General features: G+C 72.3%; 14 protein-coding genes. 10 read left to right on the forward strand and 4 right to left on the reverse strand.

The window, feature by feature from the left end; translation table 11 throughout:
- The first annotated feature begins 37 nt into the window (after window positions 1–37).
- Together KF708C_RS26400 and KF708C_RS26405 are read left to right on the forward strand one after the other, a co-directional pair.
- The gene (locus KF708C_RS26400; RefSeq protein ID WP_059413982.1) at window positions 38–1,810 is read left to right on the forward strand and encodes a GGDEF domain-containing protein; all 1,773 of its coding nucleotides are present in this window, start codon (window positions 38–40) and stop codon (window positions 1,808–1,810) included.
- A 204-nt stretch (window positions 1,811–2,014) separates the two neighbouring features.
- The gene (locus KF708C_RS26405) at window positions 2,015–2,944 is read left to right on the forward strand and encodes a GntR family transcriptional regulator (RefSeq protein ID WP_059413984.1); all 930 of its coding nucleotides are present in this window, start codon (window positions 2,015–2,017) and stop codon (window positions 2,942–2,944) included.
- Between the two features lie 43 nt (window positions 2,945–2,987).
- On the opposite strand, the gene KF708C_RS26410 is transcribed toward KF708C_RS26405, so the two are convergent.
- On the reverse strand, window positions 2,988–3,413 hold the full coding sequence (locus KF708C_RS26410; protein WP_059413986.1) for an Lrp/AsnC family transcriptional regulator: 426 nt from the start codon (window positions 3,411–3,413) through the stop codon (window positions 2,988–2,990).
- A gap of 147 nt (window positions 3,414–3,560) precedes the next feature.
- Between KF708C_RS26410 and KF708C_RS26415 the strand changes: the two genes are divergently transcribed.
- From KF708C_RS26415 to KF708C_RS26425, 3 genes are all read left to right on the forward strand, one after another.
- Window positions 3,561–4,625 carry an ornithine cyclodeaminase gene (locus KF708C_RS26415; protein ID WP_059413988.1) on the forward strand — a complete coding sequence of 355 codons (1,065 nt, stop codon included), beginning with the start codon at window positions 3,561–3,563 and terminating at the stop codon, window positions 4,623–4,625.
- Window positions 4,625–7,270, forward strand: coding sequence for an aconitate hydratase AcnA (gene acnA, locus KF708C_RS26420; protein ID WP_059413990.1), 2,646 nt, complete (start codon window positions 4,625–4,627; stop codon window positions 7,268–7,270). Before KF708C_RS26415 ends, acnA begins: the two co-directional genes overlap by 1 nt.
- Window positions 7,271–7,343: 73 nt before the next feature.
- Window positions 7,344–8,462: a succinylglutamate desuccinylase/aspartoacylase family protein gene (locus KF708C_RS26425; protein ID WP_059413992.1), complete on the forward strand. Its 1,119-nt coding sequence runs from the start codon at window positions 7,344–7,346 to the stop codon at window positions 8,460–8,462.
- Window positions 8,463–8,525: 63 nt separating this feature from the next.
- Here KF708C_RS26425 and KF708C_RS36945 read toward each other — a convergent pair whose 3' ends face one another.
- Complete coding sequence (locus tag KF708C_RS36945; RefSeq protein WP_059413994.1) at window positions 8,526–9,866, reverse strand: tail fiber protein; 1,341 nt, start codon at window positions 9,864–9,866, stop codon at window positions 8,526–8,528.
- A gap of 483 nt (window positions 9,867–10,349) precedes the next feature.
- Here KF708C_RS36945 and KF708C_RS26435 point away from each other — a divergent pair, with 483 nt between their 5' ends.
- From KF708C_RS26435 to KF708C_RS26445, 3 genes are all read left to right on the forward strand, one after another.
- Window positions 10,350–11,216: an alpha/beta fold hydrolase gene (locus KF708C_RS26435; protein WP_082079928.1), complete on the forward strand. Its 867-nt coding sequence runs from the start codon at window positions 10,350–10,352 to the stop codon at window positions 11,214–11,216.
- Window positions 11,217–11,312: 96 nt separating this feature from the next.
- Window positions 11,313–11,615, forward strand: coding sequence for a YciI family protein (locus KF708C_RS26440; protein WP_059413996.1), 303 nt, complete (start codon window positions 11,313–11,315; stop codon window positions 11,613–11,615).
- A 232-nt stretch (window positions 11,616–11,847) separates the two neighbouring features.
- Window positions 11,848–13,410 (forward strand): class I adenylate-forming enzyme family protein, encoded by a 1,563-nt coding sequence (locus tag KF708C_RS26445; RefSeq protein ID WP_059413998.1) that lies wholly within the window; start codon window positions 11,848–11,850, stop codon window positions 13,408–13,410.
- Window positions 13,411–13,929: 519 nt separating this feature from the next.
- On the opposite strand, the gene KF708C_RS35975 is transcribed toward KF708C_RS26445, so the two are convergent.
- On the reverse strand, window positions 13,930–14,106 hold the full coding sequence (locus tag KF708C_RS35975) for a hypothetical protein (protein WP_155887968.1): 177 nt from the start codon (window positions 14,104–14,106) through the stop codon (window positions 13,930–13,932).
- 71 nt (window positions 14,107–14,177) lie between these two features.
- On the opposite strand from KF708C_RS35975, the gene KF708C_RS26450 reads away from it, so the two are divergent.
- Window positions 14,178–14,900, forward strand: coding sequence for a helix-turn-helix transcriptional regulator (locus tag KF708C_RS26450; RefSeq protein WP_020201506.1), 723 nt, complete (start codon window positions 14,178–14,180; stop codon window positions 14,898–14,900).
- Window positions 14,901–14,950: 50 nt separating this feature from the next.
- Window positions 14,951–15,226 (forward strand): hypothetical protein, encoded by a 276-nt coding sequence (locus KF708C_RS26455; RefSeq protein ID WP_059414000.1) that lies wholly within the window; start codon window positions 14,951–14,953, stop codon window positions 15,224–15,226.
- 21 nt (window positions 15,227–15,247) lie between these two features.
- Here KF708C_RS26455 and KF708C_RS26460 read toward each other — a convergent pair whose 3' ends face one another.
- Window positions 15,248–16,501 (reverse strand): hypothetical protein, encoded by a 1,254-nt coding sequence (locus KF708C_RS26460; protein WP_231586589.1) that lies wholly within the window; start codon window positions 16,499–16,501, stop codon window positions 15,248–15,250.
- Between the last annotated feature and the right edge of the window lie 2 nt (window positions 16,502–16,503).

The raw sequence follows: 16,503 nt of genomic DNA on the forward strand, positions 1-16,503 counted from the left end.
GCCGCGCGCAGCGCTTGCGCCGGCGCCCCGTCCCACGATGCTAAAGATCCCCCTGCCAGCCTCGCCGCTGGAACGCCGCTTTGCGCTGCTCGCCGCCACCCTGGGCTTTGTCCTGCTGGCGCTGTCCATCTGGCTGTTTCGATACCAGTGGGTGGCTTATGCGAATGCCGAGCACGCGCTTACCGACCTGCGCATCTTTCGCGCGATCCTGCTCGCGATGGAGCAGGTCTCGGTCGAGCGCGGCCCCAGCAACGCCGCGCTCGGAGAGGCGCTGCCGCTGCCGCCGGCGCAAGGGCAGGCGCTGCTGGACGCGCGCGCGGAAAGCGACCGGCGCATCGCCGGGCTGCTGGGCCAGCTCGAAGCGCCGGAGTGCGGCAACTGCCTCAGCGAGCGCGACACGGTGCTGCGCGCGCGCGACGATCTCGCCCGCGCGCGCGCCGAGGTCGACGGCCTGCTGCGCCAGCCGCACGGCCAGCGCACCGGCGAGGCGCTGCACCGCGCGGCGGACGGCATGATCCGGGTGATGCCGCCGTTGTCCGCCATCGCCGACGTCAGCGCCGCCAGGGTCGACCGGGGCGTGCCCGGCGCGCTCAGCCGCCTGCTGGCGGCGCGGCTGGCGGCGCTGCTGCGGGAGCAGGCCGGGCTGCTCGGCTCGCAGCTCACGCCCGCGCTGGGCACCAACCGGCAGTTGAACAGCACCGAGCAGTTCGCCATCGAGCGCACGCTGGGCACCATCGCGCAGCTGCGCGCGCTGCTCCAGCCGCGCGTGCTGAGCGATCCGGAGCTGCCGCAAGGGGCGTTCCAGGTGGTGGAGCGGCAGTATTTCGGCGCGGGCCTGGAGTATTTCTCGCGTGTGCACGCGCTGGCGAGCCTGCCCGGCGACGCGGGCGTCTCGAGCGCCGAATTCGTCGATCACTATGTGCCCTCGATGGGCGCGATCACGCGCTTTCGCGACGAGATTCTCGATCTGGTCGAGCGGCAGGTGCGGGCCCAGCGCGACACCCGGCTGGCGTGGCTGGGCGGCATCGTCGCCATCCTCTCGGCGGTGATCGTGTTCCTGTTCCTCGGCGTGTGGCTGTTCCGCCGGCAGGTGGTCCGGCCGTTCGCGGACGCCGCGCGCGCGATCCGCGCCATCGCGGCCGGCAACCTCGCCGTGACGCTGTCGTCCAGGCCGTACCGCGGAGAGATCCGCGAGTTGTTCGACGCCGTGCAGGTGCTGCGCGGCAACGCCGTCGAGCGCGCCAGGCTGGAGCGCGAGCGCCGCCAGTTGATCGCCGAGCTGTCGCGCATGGCGCAAACCGATGCGCTCACCGGGCTGTTCAACCGCGGCGCCTTCGACATCAGGCTGAAGGACGCCTGCTCCGGCGCGGGACGGCGCGCGGGCGGGCAGCTGCTGTCGCTGACCCTGTTCGACATCGATCACTTCAAGCGCGTCAACGACAAGTACGGCCATGCCACGGGCGACCGCGCGCTGCGGCGGATCGCCGAACTGAGCCGCGAGGTATGGCGCGAGGGCGACATCGTGGCGCGCATCGGCGGCGAGGAATTCGCGGTGCTGGCCAGCGTGCCGGCCTGCCAGGATGCGCTGGACATGGCGCAGCAGCTGCGCGCGCGCCTGGCGGCGACGCCGCTCGTGGCCGACAGCGGCGAACGGTTCAGCATCCAGGCCAGCTTCGGCACCGCCTTCGTCATGCCGGGCGAGGCGCAGGACGCGGACGGGCTGATGCGGCGCGCCGATCTGCTGCTGTACCAGGCCAAGCAGGGCGGCCGCGACCGGATCGTGGCCGAGACGGTGCCGCCGCGGCCATGACCGGCTGAAGCGGGCGGGGCCGCCCCGGCAAGACGACAAGAACGAGACCGGCCGGACCAGCCCGCACGGCACTTTCCGGCTAAGCTTGCGGCTGGCCGCCCTGTCCGCACGCGGATGGCGGGCGCGTGCCGCAGCCGCGGGACAGGCTGTCCGCGCGGCGGTAATGTACAATTGTAATTGTATTTTGATGAAACAAAAAAATAAATGAGCATGCCGAACGAGTCGGTGGGCCGCTCGCGCCTGGCGCTGCGGGACCGGATCGCCCAGTGGATCCGCGACGAGGCCCTGGCGGCGGGCGACCGCCTCAACGAGCAGAAGCTGGCGGAGTCGCTGGGGGTGTCGCGCACGCCGATCCGCGCGGCGCTGGACCAGCTCGAGGCGCAGGGTTTCGTCGAGCGGCGCCGCAACAAGGGCGTGGCGCTGCTGTCGGCGCCGCCGGTGGCGCAGGCCGACGAGACCGCGCCGGCCGACGAAGACCAGTTGCTCACGCGCATCGCCCACGACCGGCAGCGCGGCGCGCTGGCCGACGAAGTGTCCGAGCGCGACCTGATGCAGACCTACGGCGAGACGCGCGCCACCATCAAGCAGGCGCTGGTGCGGCTGGCCGACCTTGGCATCGTCGAGCGGCGGCTGGGCTACCGCTGGAAATTCCAGGACGCGATGTGGCACCGCGAGGCGCGCATCGAGGGCTACCGCTTCCGCATGGTCATCGAGCCGGCGGCCATCCTGGAGCCGAGCTTCCAGCTCTCGCCCGAATGGGCCGCGCACATGCGGATCCAGCATTCGGCGTTCCTGACGCAGCCGTGGACCGAGGCCTCGCCGGTGGCGTTCTTCGAGACCAACGCGGCGTTCCACGAAGGGCTCGCGATGGCCTCGGGCAACCGCTTCTTCGTCGACGCGATCCGCCGCCTGAACCGCATGCGGCGGCTGTCCAACTATGACTGGAAGCACGGCCGCGAGCGCGTGGAGGTGAGCTGCCACGAGCACCTCGGCATCCTGGCGGCGCTGGAGTCCGGCAACCGCGACGGCGCCGCCGACCTGATGCGCCGGCACCTGGACGTGGCGAGCCGCCTGCGCCGCCCGGCCGCGAGCGAGGCCGCCCCGGCGGAAGAGGCGCCGCCGGCGGGGGCCTGACCGGTCCCGCCCGGCCGCGCAATCTCCCGGCCGCGGCCACGCCTCACGACAGCTTGTAGCTGGTCAGGTGGATGCTGGTCTCCGTCGCGCTGATGCCGCGGATCAGCCGCACGCGCTCGAGCACGGAGGCCAGCCCGTCGAGCGTGGCGGCGCGCACTTCCGCCAGCAGGTCCCAGCGCCCGTTGGTGTCGTGCAGGGCGACCACGCCGGGCTCGCCCAGCAGGCTGGCAATCACCTCCCGCGCCTGGTTCCCGTCCACGGCGATGCTCATCCACGCGGCAATCGCGTCGCGCCGCGCCGCCGGGCGCAGCTGCACCGTGTAGCCGACGATCACCCCCGCTTTTTCCAGGCGCGCCATCCGGTTGGTGATGGTGGTGCGCGCCACCCCGAGCCGGTGCGCCAGCAGGGCAACGCTGGCCCGGGCATCGGCGCGCAGCAGCCCCAGCAGCTTGTGGTCGAAGTCATCCATGTGTCGGAACCATGTGTCGAAATGAAAGTCGTTGTGCTCGGTTTGACGTGATGATAGTATTTTGTGTGCACAATAACCACTTCATTTTGGGTGCCACGGCGGTGAGAATGGTCCGCAACTTTCCAGACCCGCTCACCGGAGCCACAGATGACGCCATTTCTTTCCACCCAGCACGTATCCCGCATCATCGCCGCGCGCGGCATCGCGCATGCCCTGCGCGGCATGGCCGGCTACATCGAGGACGACTTCCGCCGCTGGCGGGAGTTCGACAAGTCCGCCCGCTCGGCCAGCCACTCGCCGGCCGGCGTGATCGAGCTGATGCCCACGGCCGACGCCAGCCTCTACAGCTTCAAGTACGTCAACGGCCATCCGGGCAACACGCGCGGCGGCCTGCCCACGGTGATGGCGTTCGGCGTGCTGGCCGAGGTGGCCACCGGCATGCCGCTGCTGCTCAGTGAGCTGACGCTGACCACGGCGCTGCGCACGGCGGCCACGTCGGTGGTGGCGGCGCGCCGGCTGGCGCGGGCCGACGCCGCCACGATGGCGCTGGTCGGCAACGGCGCGCAGAGCGAATTCCAGGCGCTGGCGTTCTATCACCTGCTGGGCGTCCGCCGCATCCAGGCCTACGACGTGGATGCCGCCGCCACCGCCAGGCTGCGCCGCAATCTCGCCGACGTGCCCGGCCTCGAATTGCGCGTGTGCGCCAGCACCGCCGAAGCCGTGCGCGGCGCCGACATCGTCACCACGGTCACGGCCGACAAGGCCTACGCGACCATCGTCACGCCGGAGATGCTCGAGCCCGGCATGCACCTCAATGCCGTGGGCGGCGATTGCCCGGGCAAGACCGAGCTGCACCCGGACGTGCTGCGCCGCGCCTGCGTGTTCGTCGAATACGAGCCGCAGAGCCGCATCGAAGGCGACGTGCAGCAGATGCCGGCGGACTTCGCCGTGACCGAGCTCTGGCGCGTGCTCGAGGGCCAGGCGCCCGGCCGCCGCGACGCCGGCGAGATCACGGTGTTCGACTCGGTCGGCTTCGCGCTGGAAGACTTCTCCGCGCTGCGCTACCTGCGCGACCAGGCCGCGCTGCTCCAGATCGGCGAGCGCATCGCGCTGATCCCGGTGCTGGACGACCCCAAGAACCTGTTCGCGCAGTTGTCGCAGGCGCCGCGGGCGCCGGCGCCCGCCGCCGAGCTGGCCCATCCGCTGCCCTGATGACGCACTGCCGCCCCCTTGCCGGCGAGTTCCACTCCGGCGGCCTGACATACCGCTGCGTCGACCTGCCGGCGATGCTCGGCGAGCGGCTGCCGCGCCTGCCCGTGGTGCTGCGCCTGCTGCTGGAGAACGTCGCGCGCAACATGGCGGGAGCGGAGCGCGACGCCGCCATCGACGCCATCGCGGCGTGGCCGGACCACGGCACCAGCACGGCCGAGATCGCGTTCCAGCCGGGCCGCGTGCTGATGCACGACACCACCAGCACGCCGGCGCTGGTCGACATCGCCGCCATGCGCGACGCGCTGGCCGAGGCCGGCGTCGATCCCGCGGTGCTCAATCCCGGGCTGCCGGTGGACGTGTCCGTGGACCACTCGCTGGCCGTGGAGGCGTTCGCCCGGCCCGATGCCGCGGCGATCAACCTGGAGACCGAGGGCCGGCGCAACGCCGAGCGCTACGGTTTCCTGCGCTGGGCGTCGCGGGCGCTGCGCGGCGTGCGCATCCATCCGCCGGGCACCGGCATCATGCACACCATCAACCTCGAGCAGCTGGCCACGGTGGTGACCACGGTGCAGCGCGACGGCCAGGCCTGGGCCGTGCCCGACACGCTGATCGGCACCGACAGCCACACGCCGATGATCAACGGCATCGGCGTGCTCGGCTGGGGCGTGGGCGGGCTGGAGGCGCAGACCGTGATGTTCGGCATGCCGGTGATGCAGCGCCTGCCCGACGTCACCGGCGTGCGGCTGACCGGCGCGCTGCCGCCGTGGGCGCTGGCCACCGACCTCGCGCTGACGGTGACGCAGCGCCTGCGCGCGCTCGGCGTGGCGGGCGAGTTCGTCGAGTTCTTCGGCCCCGGCGTGGCGACGCTGAGCGCGGGCGAGCGCGCGGTGGTGGCCAACATGGCGCCCGAGTACGGGGCCACCACCGGCTTTTTTCCCATCGACGCGCGCACGCTGGACTACCTGCGCGCCACCGGCCGCGGCGAAGCCGGCGTGGCGCTGGTCGGCGACTACGCCCGGCGCGCCGGCCTGTGGTTCGAGCCGGATGCCGCGCCGCGCTACACGCGCGTGCTCGACCTCGACCTGTCGGCGGTCCGCATGCACGTGGCCGGCCCGCGGCGGCCGCAGGACCTGCTGTCCTATACCGAGACCGCCCGCGCGCTCGCGCCGTTCGCACCGGAGCCGGCGGGGCGGGAGCGCGACCTGCCGCGCCACCCGGTGGCCATCGCGGCCATCACGAGCTGCACCAATACGTCGGACCCGGCCCTGCTGATCGCGGCGGGCCTGCTGGCCCGCAAGGCGCGCGCGCTCGGGCTGTCGGCGCCGCCGTGGGTCAAGACCTCGCTGGCGCCGGGCTCGCCCGCGGCGGCCATCTACCTGGAGCGCGGCGGCCTGCTGGGCGATCTGTCGGCGCTCGGCTTCGACATCGTCGGCTTCGGCTGCACCACCTGCATCGGCAACGCGGGGCCGCTCACCGCGCCGATCCGCGACGCCATCGCGCGGCGGGCGGCGCGCCCGGTGGCGATGCTGTCCGGCAACCGCAATTTCCCGGGCCGCGTGCATCCCGATCTCGACCTCGGCTTCATCATGTCGCCGCCGCTGGTGGTGGCGTTCGCGCTGGCCGGCGACGCGGCGCGCGACCTGGGCCGCGACCCGGTGCAGATCGCCCCGGACGGCACGCCGGTGTACCTGAAGGACCTGTGGCCCACGCGCGCGGAGGTGGCGGCCTGCGTGGCCGCCGGCACGCAGGCCGCCGACTATCGGCCCGCGTTCGCCGCGGCTTCGCGCAACCCGGTGTGGGACAGCCTGCCTTTCGCCGACACGCCGCGCTATCCGTGGGACGCGCGCTCGACGGCGCTGCGCCGCCCGCCGTTCGCCGCGGCGGAACAGGGCACGCAGCTGGGCGACTACGGCGCCTATGCGCTGCTGGTGCTCGGCGACGACGTGACCACCGACCACATCTCGCCCGCCAGCGCGATCCCGAAGGACTGCCACGTCGCCGATTTCCTGGTCAGCCGCGGCGACGACCGCGACGACCTGAACGTGTTCGCCTCGCGGCGCGGCAACTGGGAAGTGATGGTGCGCGCGGCGTTCTACAACAAGACGCTGGTCAACCTGCTCGAGCCCGACGCGCCGGCCGCGCATACCGTCCACGCGCCCAGCGGCACCGTGCTGCCGGTTTTCGAAGCGGCCCGGCGCTACGCCGAGGAGGGCGACGCCGTGGTGCTGGTCGCCGGCGAGCGCTACGGCACCGGCTCGTCGCGCGACTGGGCGGCCAAGGGCCAGCGCCTGCTGGGCATCCGCGCCGTGCTGGCGTGCAGCTTCGAGCGGATTCACCGCGCCAACCTGATCGGCATGGGCATCCTGCCGCTGCGCATGCCCGCGGGCATGCATCCGCGCACGCTGGCCATCCGGCCCGGCGACCGCATCCACGTGGGCGCGCCGCCGGAGCGGCTGGCGCCGCGCTGCGCGGTGCCGGTGCGCATCGTGCGCGGCGACGGCACGGTGGCATCGTTCGACGCCATGGCCGCGGTGGAGACCCGGCTCGAAGTCGAACTGCTGCGGCACGGCGGCGTGATCCCGGCGATCCTGCGCCAGACGCTGGCACGGCAGGGGCAGCAGGGCGGCACCGCCGCCGCGCCGTGAGCGGGTACCCGCGCAAGCCACGGACCGAACATCAACCGCGCACATCAATCAAGCGCCAACCGAGCGACCCCATATGCAAAGCCAGATCCATCCCCTGATTGCCCCGGCGCCGGGCCTTGCCCTGCAACTCGCCAGCCACCATTTCGGCGACGCCGGCGCCGCGCGCAAGATCTACGTGCAGGCCGGCCTGCATGCCGACGAGATTCCCGCCATGCTGGTGGCCGTCACGCTCAAGGCGCGCCTGCGGGAGCTCGAAGCGCAGGGCCGCCTGCGCGCGCAGGTGGTGCTGGTCAGCGCCGCCAACCCGATCGGCCTGGGCCAGGCGGTGCTGGGCGGCTTCATCGGCCGCTTCGAATTGTCGAGCGGCAACAATTTCAACCGCGGTTTCCCGATGCTGTTCAAGCCGGTCGCGGCGGCGGTCGAGGACAAGCTCACGCAGGATGGCGCGCACAACCTGCGCGTCATCCGCGCGGCCTGGCGCGAGGCGCTGCTGGCGCAGCCGCCGGTGAACGCCTTCCAGTCGCTGCAGCAGGCGCTGATGCTGCTGGCGCACGACGCCGAGGTGGTGCTCGACCTGCACTGCTCGCGCGAGGCGGCCATGCACGTGTACACCGGCGACGCGATCTGGCCCGAGGTGGAGCCGCTGGCGCGCTATCTCGGCGCCACCGCCAGCCTGCTGGCGCTCGACTCCGGCGCGCACTCGTTCGACGAGGCGCACAGCTATACGTGGTGGCAGCTGCAGCAGGAGTTCGGCGCGCGCTTCCCGATCCCGCACGGCAGCATCGCCGTGACGGTGGAGCACCGCGGCCAGCGCGACGTGACCGACGCGCTCGCGCAGCAGGACACCCAGGCGCTGCTCGACTACCTGACCCACATCGGCGCCATCGCCGGCGAGGCGCCGCCGCTGCCCCCGCTGCCGCAGCCCGCCACGCCGCTGGCCGGCAGCGAACAGCTGGTGGCGGGCGCGGCGGGCCTGCTGGTGTATCGCGCGCAGGTGGGCGAGCGGGTGACGGCCGGGCAGCCGCTGTTCGACATCGTCGATCCGGTCGAAGGCACGCGCGCCACCACCGTCAGCCATGCCGACGGCGTGTTCTACATGGGACGGGAGGTGCGCTACGTGAAGCCGGGCGACCAGATCGGCCGTGTGTCCGGCGCGCGGGCGTTCCGCACGGGGAAGCTGCTGAGTCCGTGAGGCGGCCGGCGGCAGCCGGCGCGGGCGGATGATCCTGGCATGGCCATCCGCCCGTTGCGCCGGCTAGTTGACGCGCGAGGGGAAGACGCCGTCGACGCAGATCATGTAGGTCAGCCCGTTCGGCGTGACGGACGACAGGTTCGGCAATGCAAAATTGGTGACGCCGTCGCCGCCGAAGTTGGTGCCCAGCAAGCTGAACAGCGCCGTATACGCGTTGATCGGCAGCAGCCGGCCATCCGCGGCCATGCCTTCTCCCACCGTGGCTGCTGTCAGCCAGACGGTACCGATCGTGCACACGCCGCTGCCATTGCCGTCGGCGGCATGACTTGGCGTGCCCAGGCCAGGCACGCTGCCCGTGGCGCCGGTCGCGCCGGTGGCGCCAGTTGCGCCGGCCGCCCCCGTAGGACCGGTGGCCCCCGTGGCGCCGGTCACGCCGGTCACGCCGGTCGCCCCCGTACTACCCTGGGCGCCGGTCGCCCCCGTGGCGCCCTGCGTGCCGGGAGAGCCCTGGGGGCCGGTGACGCCCGTCGCGCCGGTGGTGCCGGTCGCGCCGGTGGCACCCGTTGCGCCTGTGGCGCCGGTCGGTCCGGTGACGCCCGTGCTGCCGGTCGCGCCGACCGCCCCCGTCGCCCCGACCGGCCCCGTGCTGCCTTGCGGGCCGGTCGCGCCGGTGGCGCCCGGAACACCGGGCGCGCCGTCGGCGCCCGTGGCGCCCGCCGCGCCGGTGGCCCCGGTCGCGCCTTGCGCGCCCGGCGCGCCCACGTCGCCGCGCGCGAGGTCCTGCGCGACCGTGGTCAGCGTGGCGTTGGTGGCCTTCAGGCGCACGATCAGCGCTTCGAGCTTGTCGTCGTAGGCGTCGCCGGCCTGGGGCTGGAACGCCTGGTTCATCAGGTTGAGCGTGTCCACCGAGACGCCGAGGTTGGCCAGCCGCTGCCTGGTCAGCGTCAGCGCGGTCGGCAGGCGGTTGATGGCGGCGTTGCCCGAGGTCGTGGAGAAGGTGTTGAAGAAGGCTTCGGTGTCCGGGTTCTGGGCGGCGCTCGCCACCACCAGTTCGGTGATGGGCGTGATGTTGGTGGTGCCGGGTCCGGTGATGAGCGTGTGCAGCACGCCGCTCGGGCCGGTCACGCGCGCCGCGCAGGGCACGGCCAGGCCGGCTGCCGAGACGCCCCATGCGCCGGTGGCGGAGGTGGTGGCGGTGGCGGTGCCGGCCGCGCACCGGATGTCGACCACGGCATTGGCGATGGGCGCGCCGGTGGCGGCCACGCCCGAGATGGTGGCCGGCGGTGGCGCGGTGCCGGCGGAGGCGCCCGCGGACTGGGCGCCGTCGTCGCCGCCGCCGCAGGCGCTCAGCACCGCGGCTGCGATGACCGACAGATAGATCGAACGTGTCCTGGCTTGCTTCATGATATTCCCCTGGTTTCCCGATTGGCTGCGCGCCCGGCGATCGAGGGCCGGACGTCTGTGTTCTTGCCGTGTTGGTGTTTGGCGCGCCGGGTGGCGCAGTGACCCTGCTGGGCCGGCAGTCCCGGACGGGGCTTCGGCCCGGAAGCCATCCGGCCCGGCAGGCGAAGCGGTGGGCAGGCGGCGTTCCGGGGCGGTATTCTATCGGCGCCGCCGGGCGCCATGATGAAATTGCGCCACATGGCCGCGCCGGCATCGACCGCGCGGCCCGCGAACCGTTGCGCCTGCCCGCTCGCGAGAATCCAATCCCCTCTTCGGTTGGGTGTTGGTCCGGCGCCATTGGCGCAAGTCCGGGCATCTTCGACGCAACCGCGCGGCCTGGCGGCACATGGCGCTACACTGCCGCCTGGCTCGCCGGCCGCCCGTGCCGGCGGATATTCCTGGTTCGTTCGTCGCTCGTTCAGCGCTTTTTTCCGCAGGCTCGCCATGCAAGGCACGGTTCCCGATCTTTCCCTTCCATCCGCCGAGGCCGCCGCGGCCGCCTCGCTTGCCATCGCGGCGCTCGAGCGCCAGGCCCGGCGCGTCGTCACCGAGGCCGGCGGCTGCCGCGTGGCGTGGCGCGGCTTCGGCCAGGGCCGCCCGCTGGTGCTGCTGCACGGCGGGCACGGCAGTTGGCTGCACTGGCTGCGCAATATCGAGGCGCTGGCCGCGCGGCGCACCGTCTGGGCGCCGGACATGCCGGGCTTCGGCGAATCCGGCGACGTGCCCAGCGAGCTGCCGGCGATCGTTGGCGCGCTGGCCGCGGCGGCCGGCCAGTTGCCGGGCTGCGCGGACGGCTTCGACCTCGCCGGCTTCTCGTTCGGCGGGCTGGTGGCGGCGCACGTGGCCGCCGCGCGCGTCGGCGTGAACCGGCTGGCGCTGCTCGGCCCGGGCGGGCACGGCGGCGCGCGCCGCCAGCAGCAGGCGCTGGTGGACTGGCGCCGCGCGCCGGACGACACCGCGCTGGCGCAGGCCATGCGCCACAACCTCGCCGCGTTCATGATCGCCGACCCGGACAAGATCGACGCCGTGGCCTTGCACGCGCATACCGTGTCCTGCCGCCACACGCGCTTTCGCAGCAAGCCGATCTCGCGCGCGGGCGGCCTGCGCGAGGCGCTCGACACCTTCGGCGGCGACGTGCTGCTGGCCTGGGGCGAGCATGACGTGACGGCCGACCCGGTGCCGGCGGGCCAGGCCATGACGCAGGGCAGCGCGCGGCGGCAGGTGCGCATCGTGCCCGGGGCCGGGCACTGGGTCCAGTACGAGGCGCCCGCGGAGGTTAACGCGCTGCTGGACGGGTGGCTGGCGGCGTAGCGCCCGCCGCTGCTTCCGCCAGCCTCGAGATCGATTTCATCCTCGACCCGGCGCCGGCCGCAACCTTATCCAACCCATCCAGGCGGAGGTCATCCCATGCTGTTCGTATTTCATCTGCTCGACAAGCCCGGCACCGGCGAGCTGCGCGCCAGGGTGCGTCCCGAGCACAAGGCCTATCTGGGCGCCAAGGCGGACAGCATCGCCTTCGCCGGCCCGCTGCTCGGCGACGACGGCCAGACGATGGTCGGCAGCCTGCTGGTGATCGACTTTCCCTCGCAGGCGGAGGCGCGCGCGTGGCTGGCGGCCGAGCCGTTCACGCAGGCCGGCGTGTACGGGCAGTCCACCATCCACGCCTTCGCCAACCTGTGGCCGCAGAAGGCGGGTTTTCCGCCGGCCTGAGCGTTCCCGCGAGAAGGCCCCGGGTTTGCCCCGGGGCCTTGCCGTCTCCGCAGCCCCAAAAATATAACGCCGCGCCCATGCGAGAATCCCGCGGGTCCGCCGCAGCCGGGCGGACGCACGGACGAACGGCGCGGCCCCTTGCCCGTTCGACGACATGAATCCGTTCGCGAAAGCCGCCGCGGCCCCGTGCCGCCGCGGCCGATCGCGGCATCCAATGGAGACAGGACTTCTCATGGGCATCACAGAACTTCTCGCGCAGCCGGTCGGCAATCTGGCCGACTGCGTGCGGCTGCACGCCGCCGAGCGGCCCGCGCACGTGGCGGTGATCGACAGCCACCGCACGCTGACCTACGCCGGATTCGACGCGCTGGCCGACCAGGTGGCCAGCGCCTTGCAGCGCGACGGCCTGCGGCCTGGCGCGGCGCTGGCGATCTGCGCGGCGGCTTCGATCGAGTACGCGGCGCTGCTGGTCGGCGGCCTGCGCGCGGGCGTGGCGCTGGTGCCGCTGGCGCCGTCCTCGACGCCGGCCAGCCTGGCCGGCATGGTGGCCGATTCCGATGCCCGGCTGCTGTTCGTGGACGCGGACGTGCTGCGCGAGCTGGCGCCGGTGCGCGACCGCATCGCGGTGCCGCTGGTCGGGCTGGCGGGCGCGCCCGCCGGGCAGTCGTTCGAGGCGTGGCTTGCGCCCGCGGGCAGCCGCCCGCAAGAGCGCCCGGTCGAGCCGGAGCAGGTCTTCAACATCATCTACTCGTCGGGCACCACGGGCACGCCCAAGGGCATCGTGCACGCGCACGCGCTGCGCTGGAACCAGATCCGCCGCGTGCAGGAAAGCAGCGGCTACGGCCCGGACGCCATCACGCTGATCTCCACGCCGCTGTATTCCAACACCACGCTGGTGAGCTTCCTGCCCACGCTGGCGCTGGGCGGCACCGCGATCCTGATGCCGAAGTTCGACGCGCAGCGCTACCTGGAGCTGGCCGCGGCGCACCGCGTCACGCACGGCATGCTGGTGCCGGTGCAGTACCAGCGCCTGCTGGCGCGCCCGGATTTCGACAGCTACGACTTGTCCTCCTACCGCATGAAGTTCTCCACCAGCGCGCCGCTGAGCGCCGCGCTCAAGGCCGACGTGCTCAGACGCTGGCCGGGCGGGCTGGTGGAGTACTACGGCATGACCGAGGGCGGCGGCAGCTGCGTGCTGGCCGCGCATGAGTTCCCCGGCAAGCTCCATACCGTGGGCCGGCCGATGGAAGGGCACGACATCCGCCTGATCGACGACGAGGGCAGGGAAGTGCCGGTGGGCGAGATCGGCGAAGTGGTGGGCAGCTCCAGCACCATCATGAGCGGCTACCACAAGCAGCCCGAGAAGACCGCCGCCGCGCACTGGCGCGATGCCAGCGGCAAGCTGTTCATCCGCACCGGCGACGTGGGCCGCTTCGACGAGGACGGCTTCCTCACGCTGATGGACCGCAAGAAGGACATGATCATCAGCGGCGGCTTCAACATCTATCCGAGCGACCTGGAGGCGGTCCTGCAGCAGCATCCCGCGGTGGCGGACTGCGCCGTGGTGGGCGTGCCTTCGCCGCGCTGGGGCGAGACGCCGGTGGCCTTCGTGGTGCTGCGCGACGGCGTGGACGTGTCCGCCGAAGCGCTGATGGCGTGGGCCAACGGGCAGGTCGGCAAGACCCAGCGCCTGGCCGCGCTGGAGCTGGTGGACACGCTGCCGCGCAGCGCCATCGGCAAGGTGCTCAAGCGCGAATTGCGCGACGCGTTCAGCCCGGCGCGCGTGCTGGACTGAGGCCGCGGCGCGGGCGCCTCGCGGTGCCCGCGCGCCCTGCGCGCATGGCGCAACGGCAAATGCCCGCAATCGCGGCCAGCGCGTATACCCTCGCTTGTGTTCCGCTTTTGCCGAAACTCGCGCCGAAAATCCATCTCATCCTTAAAACTTCCAGAAACCCCGCCTTAGTGGGGAGAAAAACCTCTGGCTGCCGCATATTCTTTTGCATGTAAAGATAACAATTCTTTAATTGAATTGATTATCCGGTGCCGCGCAAAGACGGGCACGAAATGGCATGAGAAGCGACAGGAGGCGAATGGTGCTTTACTGATTGCGGTCGATGATGACGGATTGCGGGCGGGTGGATGAGCGAAGGGCCGACCGATAACGGCTCAGGTTCCAAAAATGAAACGACGGGAGAGCGGGGCGCAGGCCCGCCTCCCCGGCCGCCGGCCTCGCAGGCCGGCGGCATCCGGTCCGCCAGGAAGGCGCGCATGGCGCGGCTTCCGGCCGGCGTGCGGAAAACGAGCGCACGCTTTTTCACGCAATCCCGATGCCGGCAACGGGGCGGGCTTTTCGCCGCCGCCGGGGCCGCGCGCGCATGTCATCCTCACGATTTTCCGATTTTCGAACGCGGCAATGCCGGCGCGCGCCGGCTTTATTTTCCTCCGGAAAAATCCAGGCAATGTCCGTGCCTGGAGATAAATCGAATTCCATGACGGATGCCGATTGTATTTTCCGATTATCGCAGGGCATCGGGTCGAGCCGAGCCATAAGGGGCAGAGCATATGAGAACCGAAATCATTGGCCAGGGCACCGTGAATGCATTGCTGATCGAAGACAATGCATTGCTGCGGCTGGGATTGCTCCACATCCTGGGCAACATCGAAGGCGTGGGCGAGGTGATCTGCGTGGCGCCGGCCGAGCTGGCGATGCTGCGCGGCCCGGTCGGCGACATCGCGCTGGTGATCCTGGGCGTGCCGGCCGAGGCGGAGCGCCAGCGGTGGCTGCTGGAAACCGCCTGCGAGCTGCTGTCGCCGCAATGCCTGCTGCTGTTCGCCGACTCCATGCAGCCCGGCATCCTGCCGGCGGGGCTGGCGCGCGGCAGTTGCACGTGGCTGCCGCGCTCGGCGTCGCTCGGCGCGATCGAGGCGGTGATCCGGCTGGCGCTGGCCGGCAAGGCGCGCGGCCACGGCGAGGCCGGTCCGCAGCGGCGCCTGTCGCTGGCGACGCTGTCCCCGCAGGACGGCGGCCCCGACCTGATCGGCGAGGCCCGGCTGCTGCAGCTCACGCCGCGCCAGTACGAGGTGCTGGTGCTGCTGTCGCAGGGTTATCCGATCAAGACGGTCAGCCGCATGCTCAATATCTCGGTGGCCACCGTGAAAAGCCACGTGGCGCTGATCTACCAGCGCCTGCAGGTGCGCAACAAGACCGAGGCCATCTACGCCGCGCGCCAGCGCGGGGCCAGGCTGGAGGCCGACCGGCGCGAGTCGCGGGCGGTCAACGGCTGAACCGCGCCGGCGCGGCCGCCGGTGAACGAGGGAACGGACGGGGAACGGACATGCGCACGAGGTACTTTGCCTATCGCGGCTTCGAAGTCCGGGCGTTCGCGCAGCGCGGCGCCACGGGTTTGTGGATCAGCGTGTACGAGGCGTTCGCGGTCAGCGGGCCGGGCGCGATCGACCTGGACTCCGTGCTCTGCGGCAGGTTCGTCTGCGACGGCCTCGACCACCGGCTGGCGCTGGACGAGGACGAGGCCATCGAGGAAGCGGTGGCGCTCGCGCGCGCGGCCATCGACACGCGCGAGATCCTGGCGTCGTGGGGGCCGCGCGAATAGCGCCGGGCGGTGCTGTTCGTGCTATTCGCAGCGGTCGGCCGCGGACGGCGGCGTGGCCGCGCGCAGGTCGAAATCCGCTTCGCGCAGGCCCTCCGGCGTGAGCGAGACCCAGTGCAGCGAGGTGGCCGAATGCGCGAGCCCGAGGCTGCCCTGGATGCGCCACGGCACCGGCGAGGGCTGGCTGCCGGCCAGCGCGATGGCATCGGCGGACAACTGGAGATGGAGCAGGCGGCCGTCCTGCGCCGGCGTGAAGGCCTTGTCGCCGATCACCGCGATGCCGGCCTCGCGCACGCTGGCCGGCATGCAGCGCAGCGAGGCGGTGACGCGGCCCGCGGTGTCCAGCAGATGGGCGAAGCCGCGGCCGCCGGTGCCGGTGCCGACCACGAGGAAGCGCGCGAGCGCCGGCACGTAGGCCACGCCGTAGGTGTAGTAGGCCAGGCGCTCGTCGAGCACTCGCGGCGCGCCGGGCGCGGCCGCGCCCGGCCGGTAGACCGCCGTGCGCAGGCGCGCGTAGGTGCGGCCCGGCACGAACTCCTGCCAGACCAGCAGCGCCTCGTTGTCCGAGGCGGCCAGCAGCGGCCACCACTGCCGCGTGTTCCTGGCCACGTCGGCGCTGCGCAGCAGCCGGCCGGCGCTGTCGTAGGTCTTGAGGTACACGCCGTTGCCGGTGCCGAGATCGTCCACGCCGCCGCCGTCGACCCAGTCGTCCGAGTAGAACACCACGAAGCGGTTGCCGACCGCGGCGACGTGGCCGGAATGGCCGCCGGCGCGCACGTCGCGCGCGCCGGCCTGCCGCGGGCGCAGGCCGGGGCCGTAGACCAGGTAGCGCTGGCTGACGTTGCGGGCGGTGTTCCAGCCGTCCTCGAAGCTGAGCATGATGCGGCCGTCTGCGGTCCGCGCGGCGGAGACCGGCTCCTGCGCCTCGTTGCGCGCGTACAGCACGCGCGGCTCGCCGAGCGCGGCCTGCCCGGGCTTCCAGCTGGCGACGTAGATGTCGTGGGTCCAGTTGCGGTCGCGCCCCGGGCCGCGCGGCGGCAGGCCCGAGCTGCTGAAGAAGACGTAGGTCAGGCCGGCGGGCCCCGCCACCGCGCCGATGCCGTGCATGTACGCGCGCGGGTCGGGGCCGGGCTTGGGGCCGACTGCGGGGCCGACTGCGGGATCGACTTCGGCCCCGGCCGCCGCCGGCCCCGCGCACAGCGCGCCGGCCAGCAGCAGCGGCAGCAGCGGCAGCAGCGGCAGCAAACCGGACGGGCGGCGCATCGCTTGCCGGCGCATGC

The organism is Cupriavidus basilensis, assembly GCF_000876015.1.
In the GTDB taxonomy this organism is placed as follows: Bacteria; Pseudomonadota; Gammaproteobacteria; order Burkholderiales; family Burkholderiaceae; genus Cupriavidus; species Cupriavidus basilensis_B.

Excerpts from the sequence above, each read along its gene's own strand:
- KF708C_RS26425 (WP_059413992.1), top strand. The coding sequence starts at position 7,344 with ATGCAAAGCCAGATCCATCCCCTGATTGCCCCGGCGCCGGGCCTTGCC.
- KF708C_RS35975 (WP_155887968.1), bottom strand. The coding sequence starts at position 14,106 with ATGGAATTCGATTTATCTCCAGGCACGGACATTGCCTGGATTTTTCCG.
- KF708C_RS26460 (WP_231586589.1), bottom strand. The coding sequence starts at position 16,501 with ATGCGCCGGCAAGCGATGCGCCGCCCGTCCGGTTTGCTGCCGCTGCTG.
- KF708C_RS26440 (WP_059413996.1), top strand. The coding sequence starts at position 11,313 with ATGCTGTTCGTATTTCATCTGCTCGACAAGCCCGGCACCGGCGAGCTG.
- KF708C_RS26435 (WP_082079928.1), top strand. The coding sequence starts at position 10,350 with ATGCAAGGCACGGTTCCCGATCTTTCCCTTCCATCCGCCGAGGCCGCC.
- KF708C_RS26450 (WP_020201506.1), top strand. The coding sequence starts at position 14,178 with ATGAGAACCGAAATCATTGGCCAGGGCACCGTGAATGCATTGCTGATC.
- KF708C_RS26400 (WP_059413982.1), top strand. The coding sequence starts at position 38 with ATGCTAAAGATCCCCCTGCCAGCCTCGCCGCTGGAACGCCGCTTTGCG.
- acnA (WP_059413990.1), top strand. The coding sequence starts at position 4,625 with ATGACGCACTGCCGCCCCCTTGCCGGCGAGTTCCACTCCGGCGGCCTG.
- KF708C_RS26455 (WP_059414000.1), top strand. The coding sequence starts at position 14,951 with ATGCGCACGAGGTACTTTGCCTATCGCGGCTTCGAAGTCCGGGCGTTC.
- KF708C_RS26415 (WP_059413988.1), top strand. The coding sequence starts at position 3,561 with ATGACGCCATTTCTTTCCACCCAGCACGTATCCCGCATCATCGCCGCG.
- KF708C_RS26445 (WP_059413998.1), top strand. The coding sequence starts at position 11,848 with ATGGGCATCACAGAACTTCTCGCGCAGCCGGTCGGCAATCTGGCCGAC.
- KF708C_RS26405 (WP_059413984.1), top strand. The coding sequence starts at position 2,015 with ATGAGCATGCCGAACGAGTCGGTGGGCCGCTCGCGCCTGGCGCTGCGG.
- KF708C_RS36945 (WP_059413994.1), bottom strand. The coding sequence starts at position 9,866 with ATGAAGCAAGCCAGGACACGTTCGATCTATCTGTCGGTCATCGCAGCC.
- KF708C_RS26410 (WP_059413986.1), bottom strand. The coding sequence starts at position 3,413 with ATGGATGACTTCGACCACAAGCTGCTGGGGCTGCTGCGCGCCGATGCC.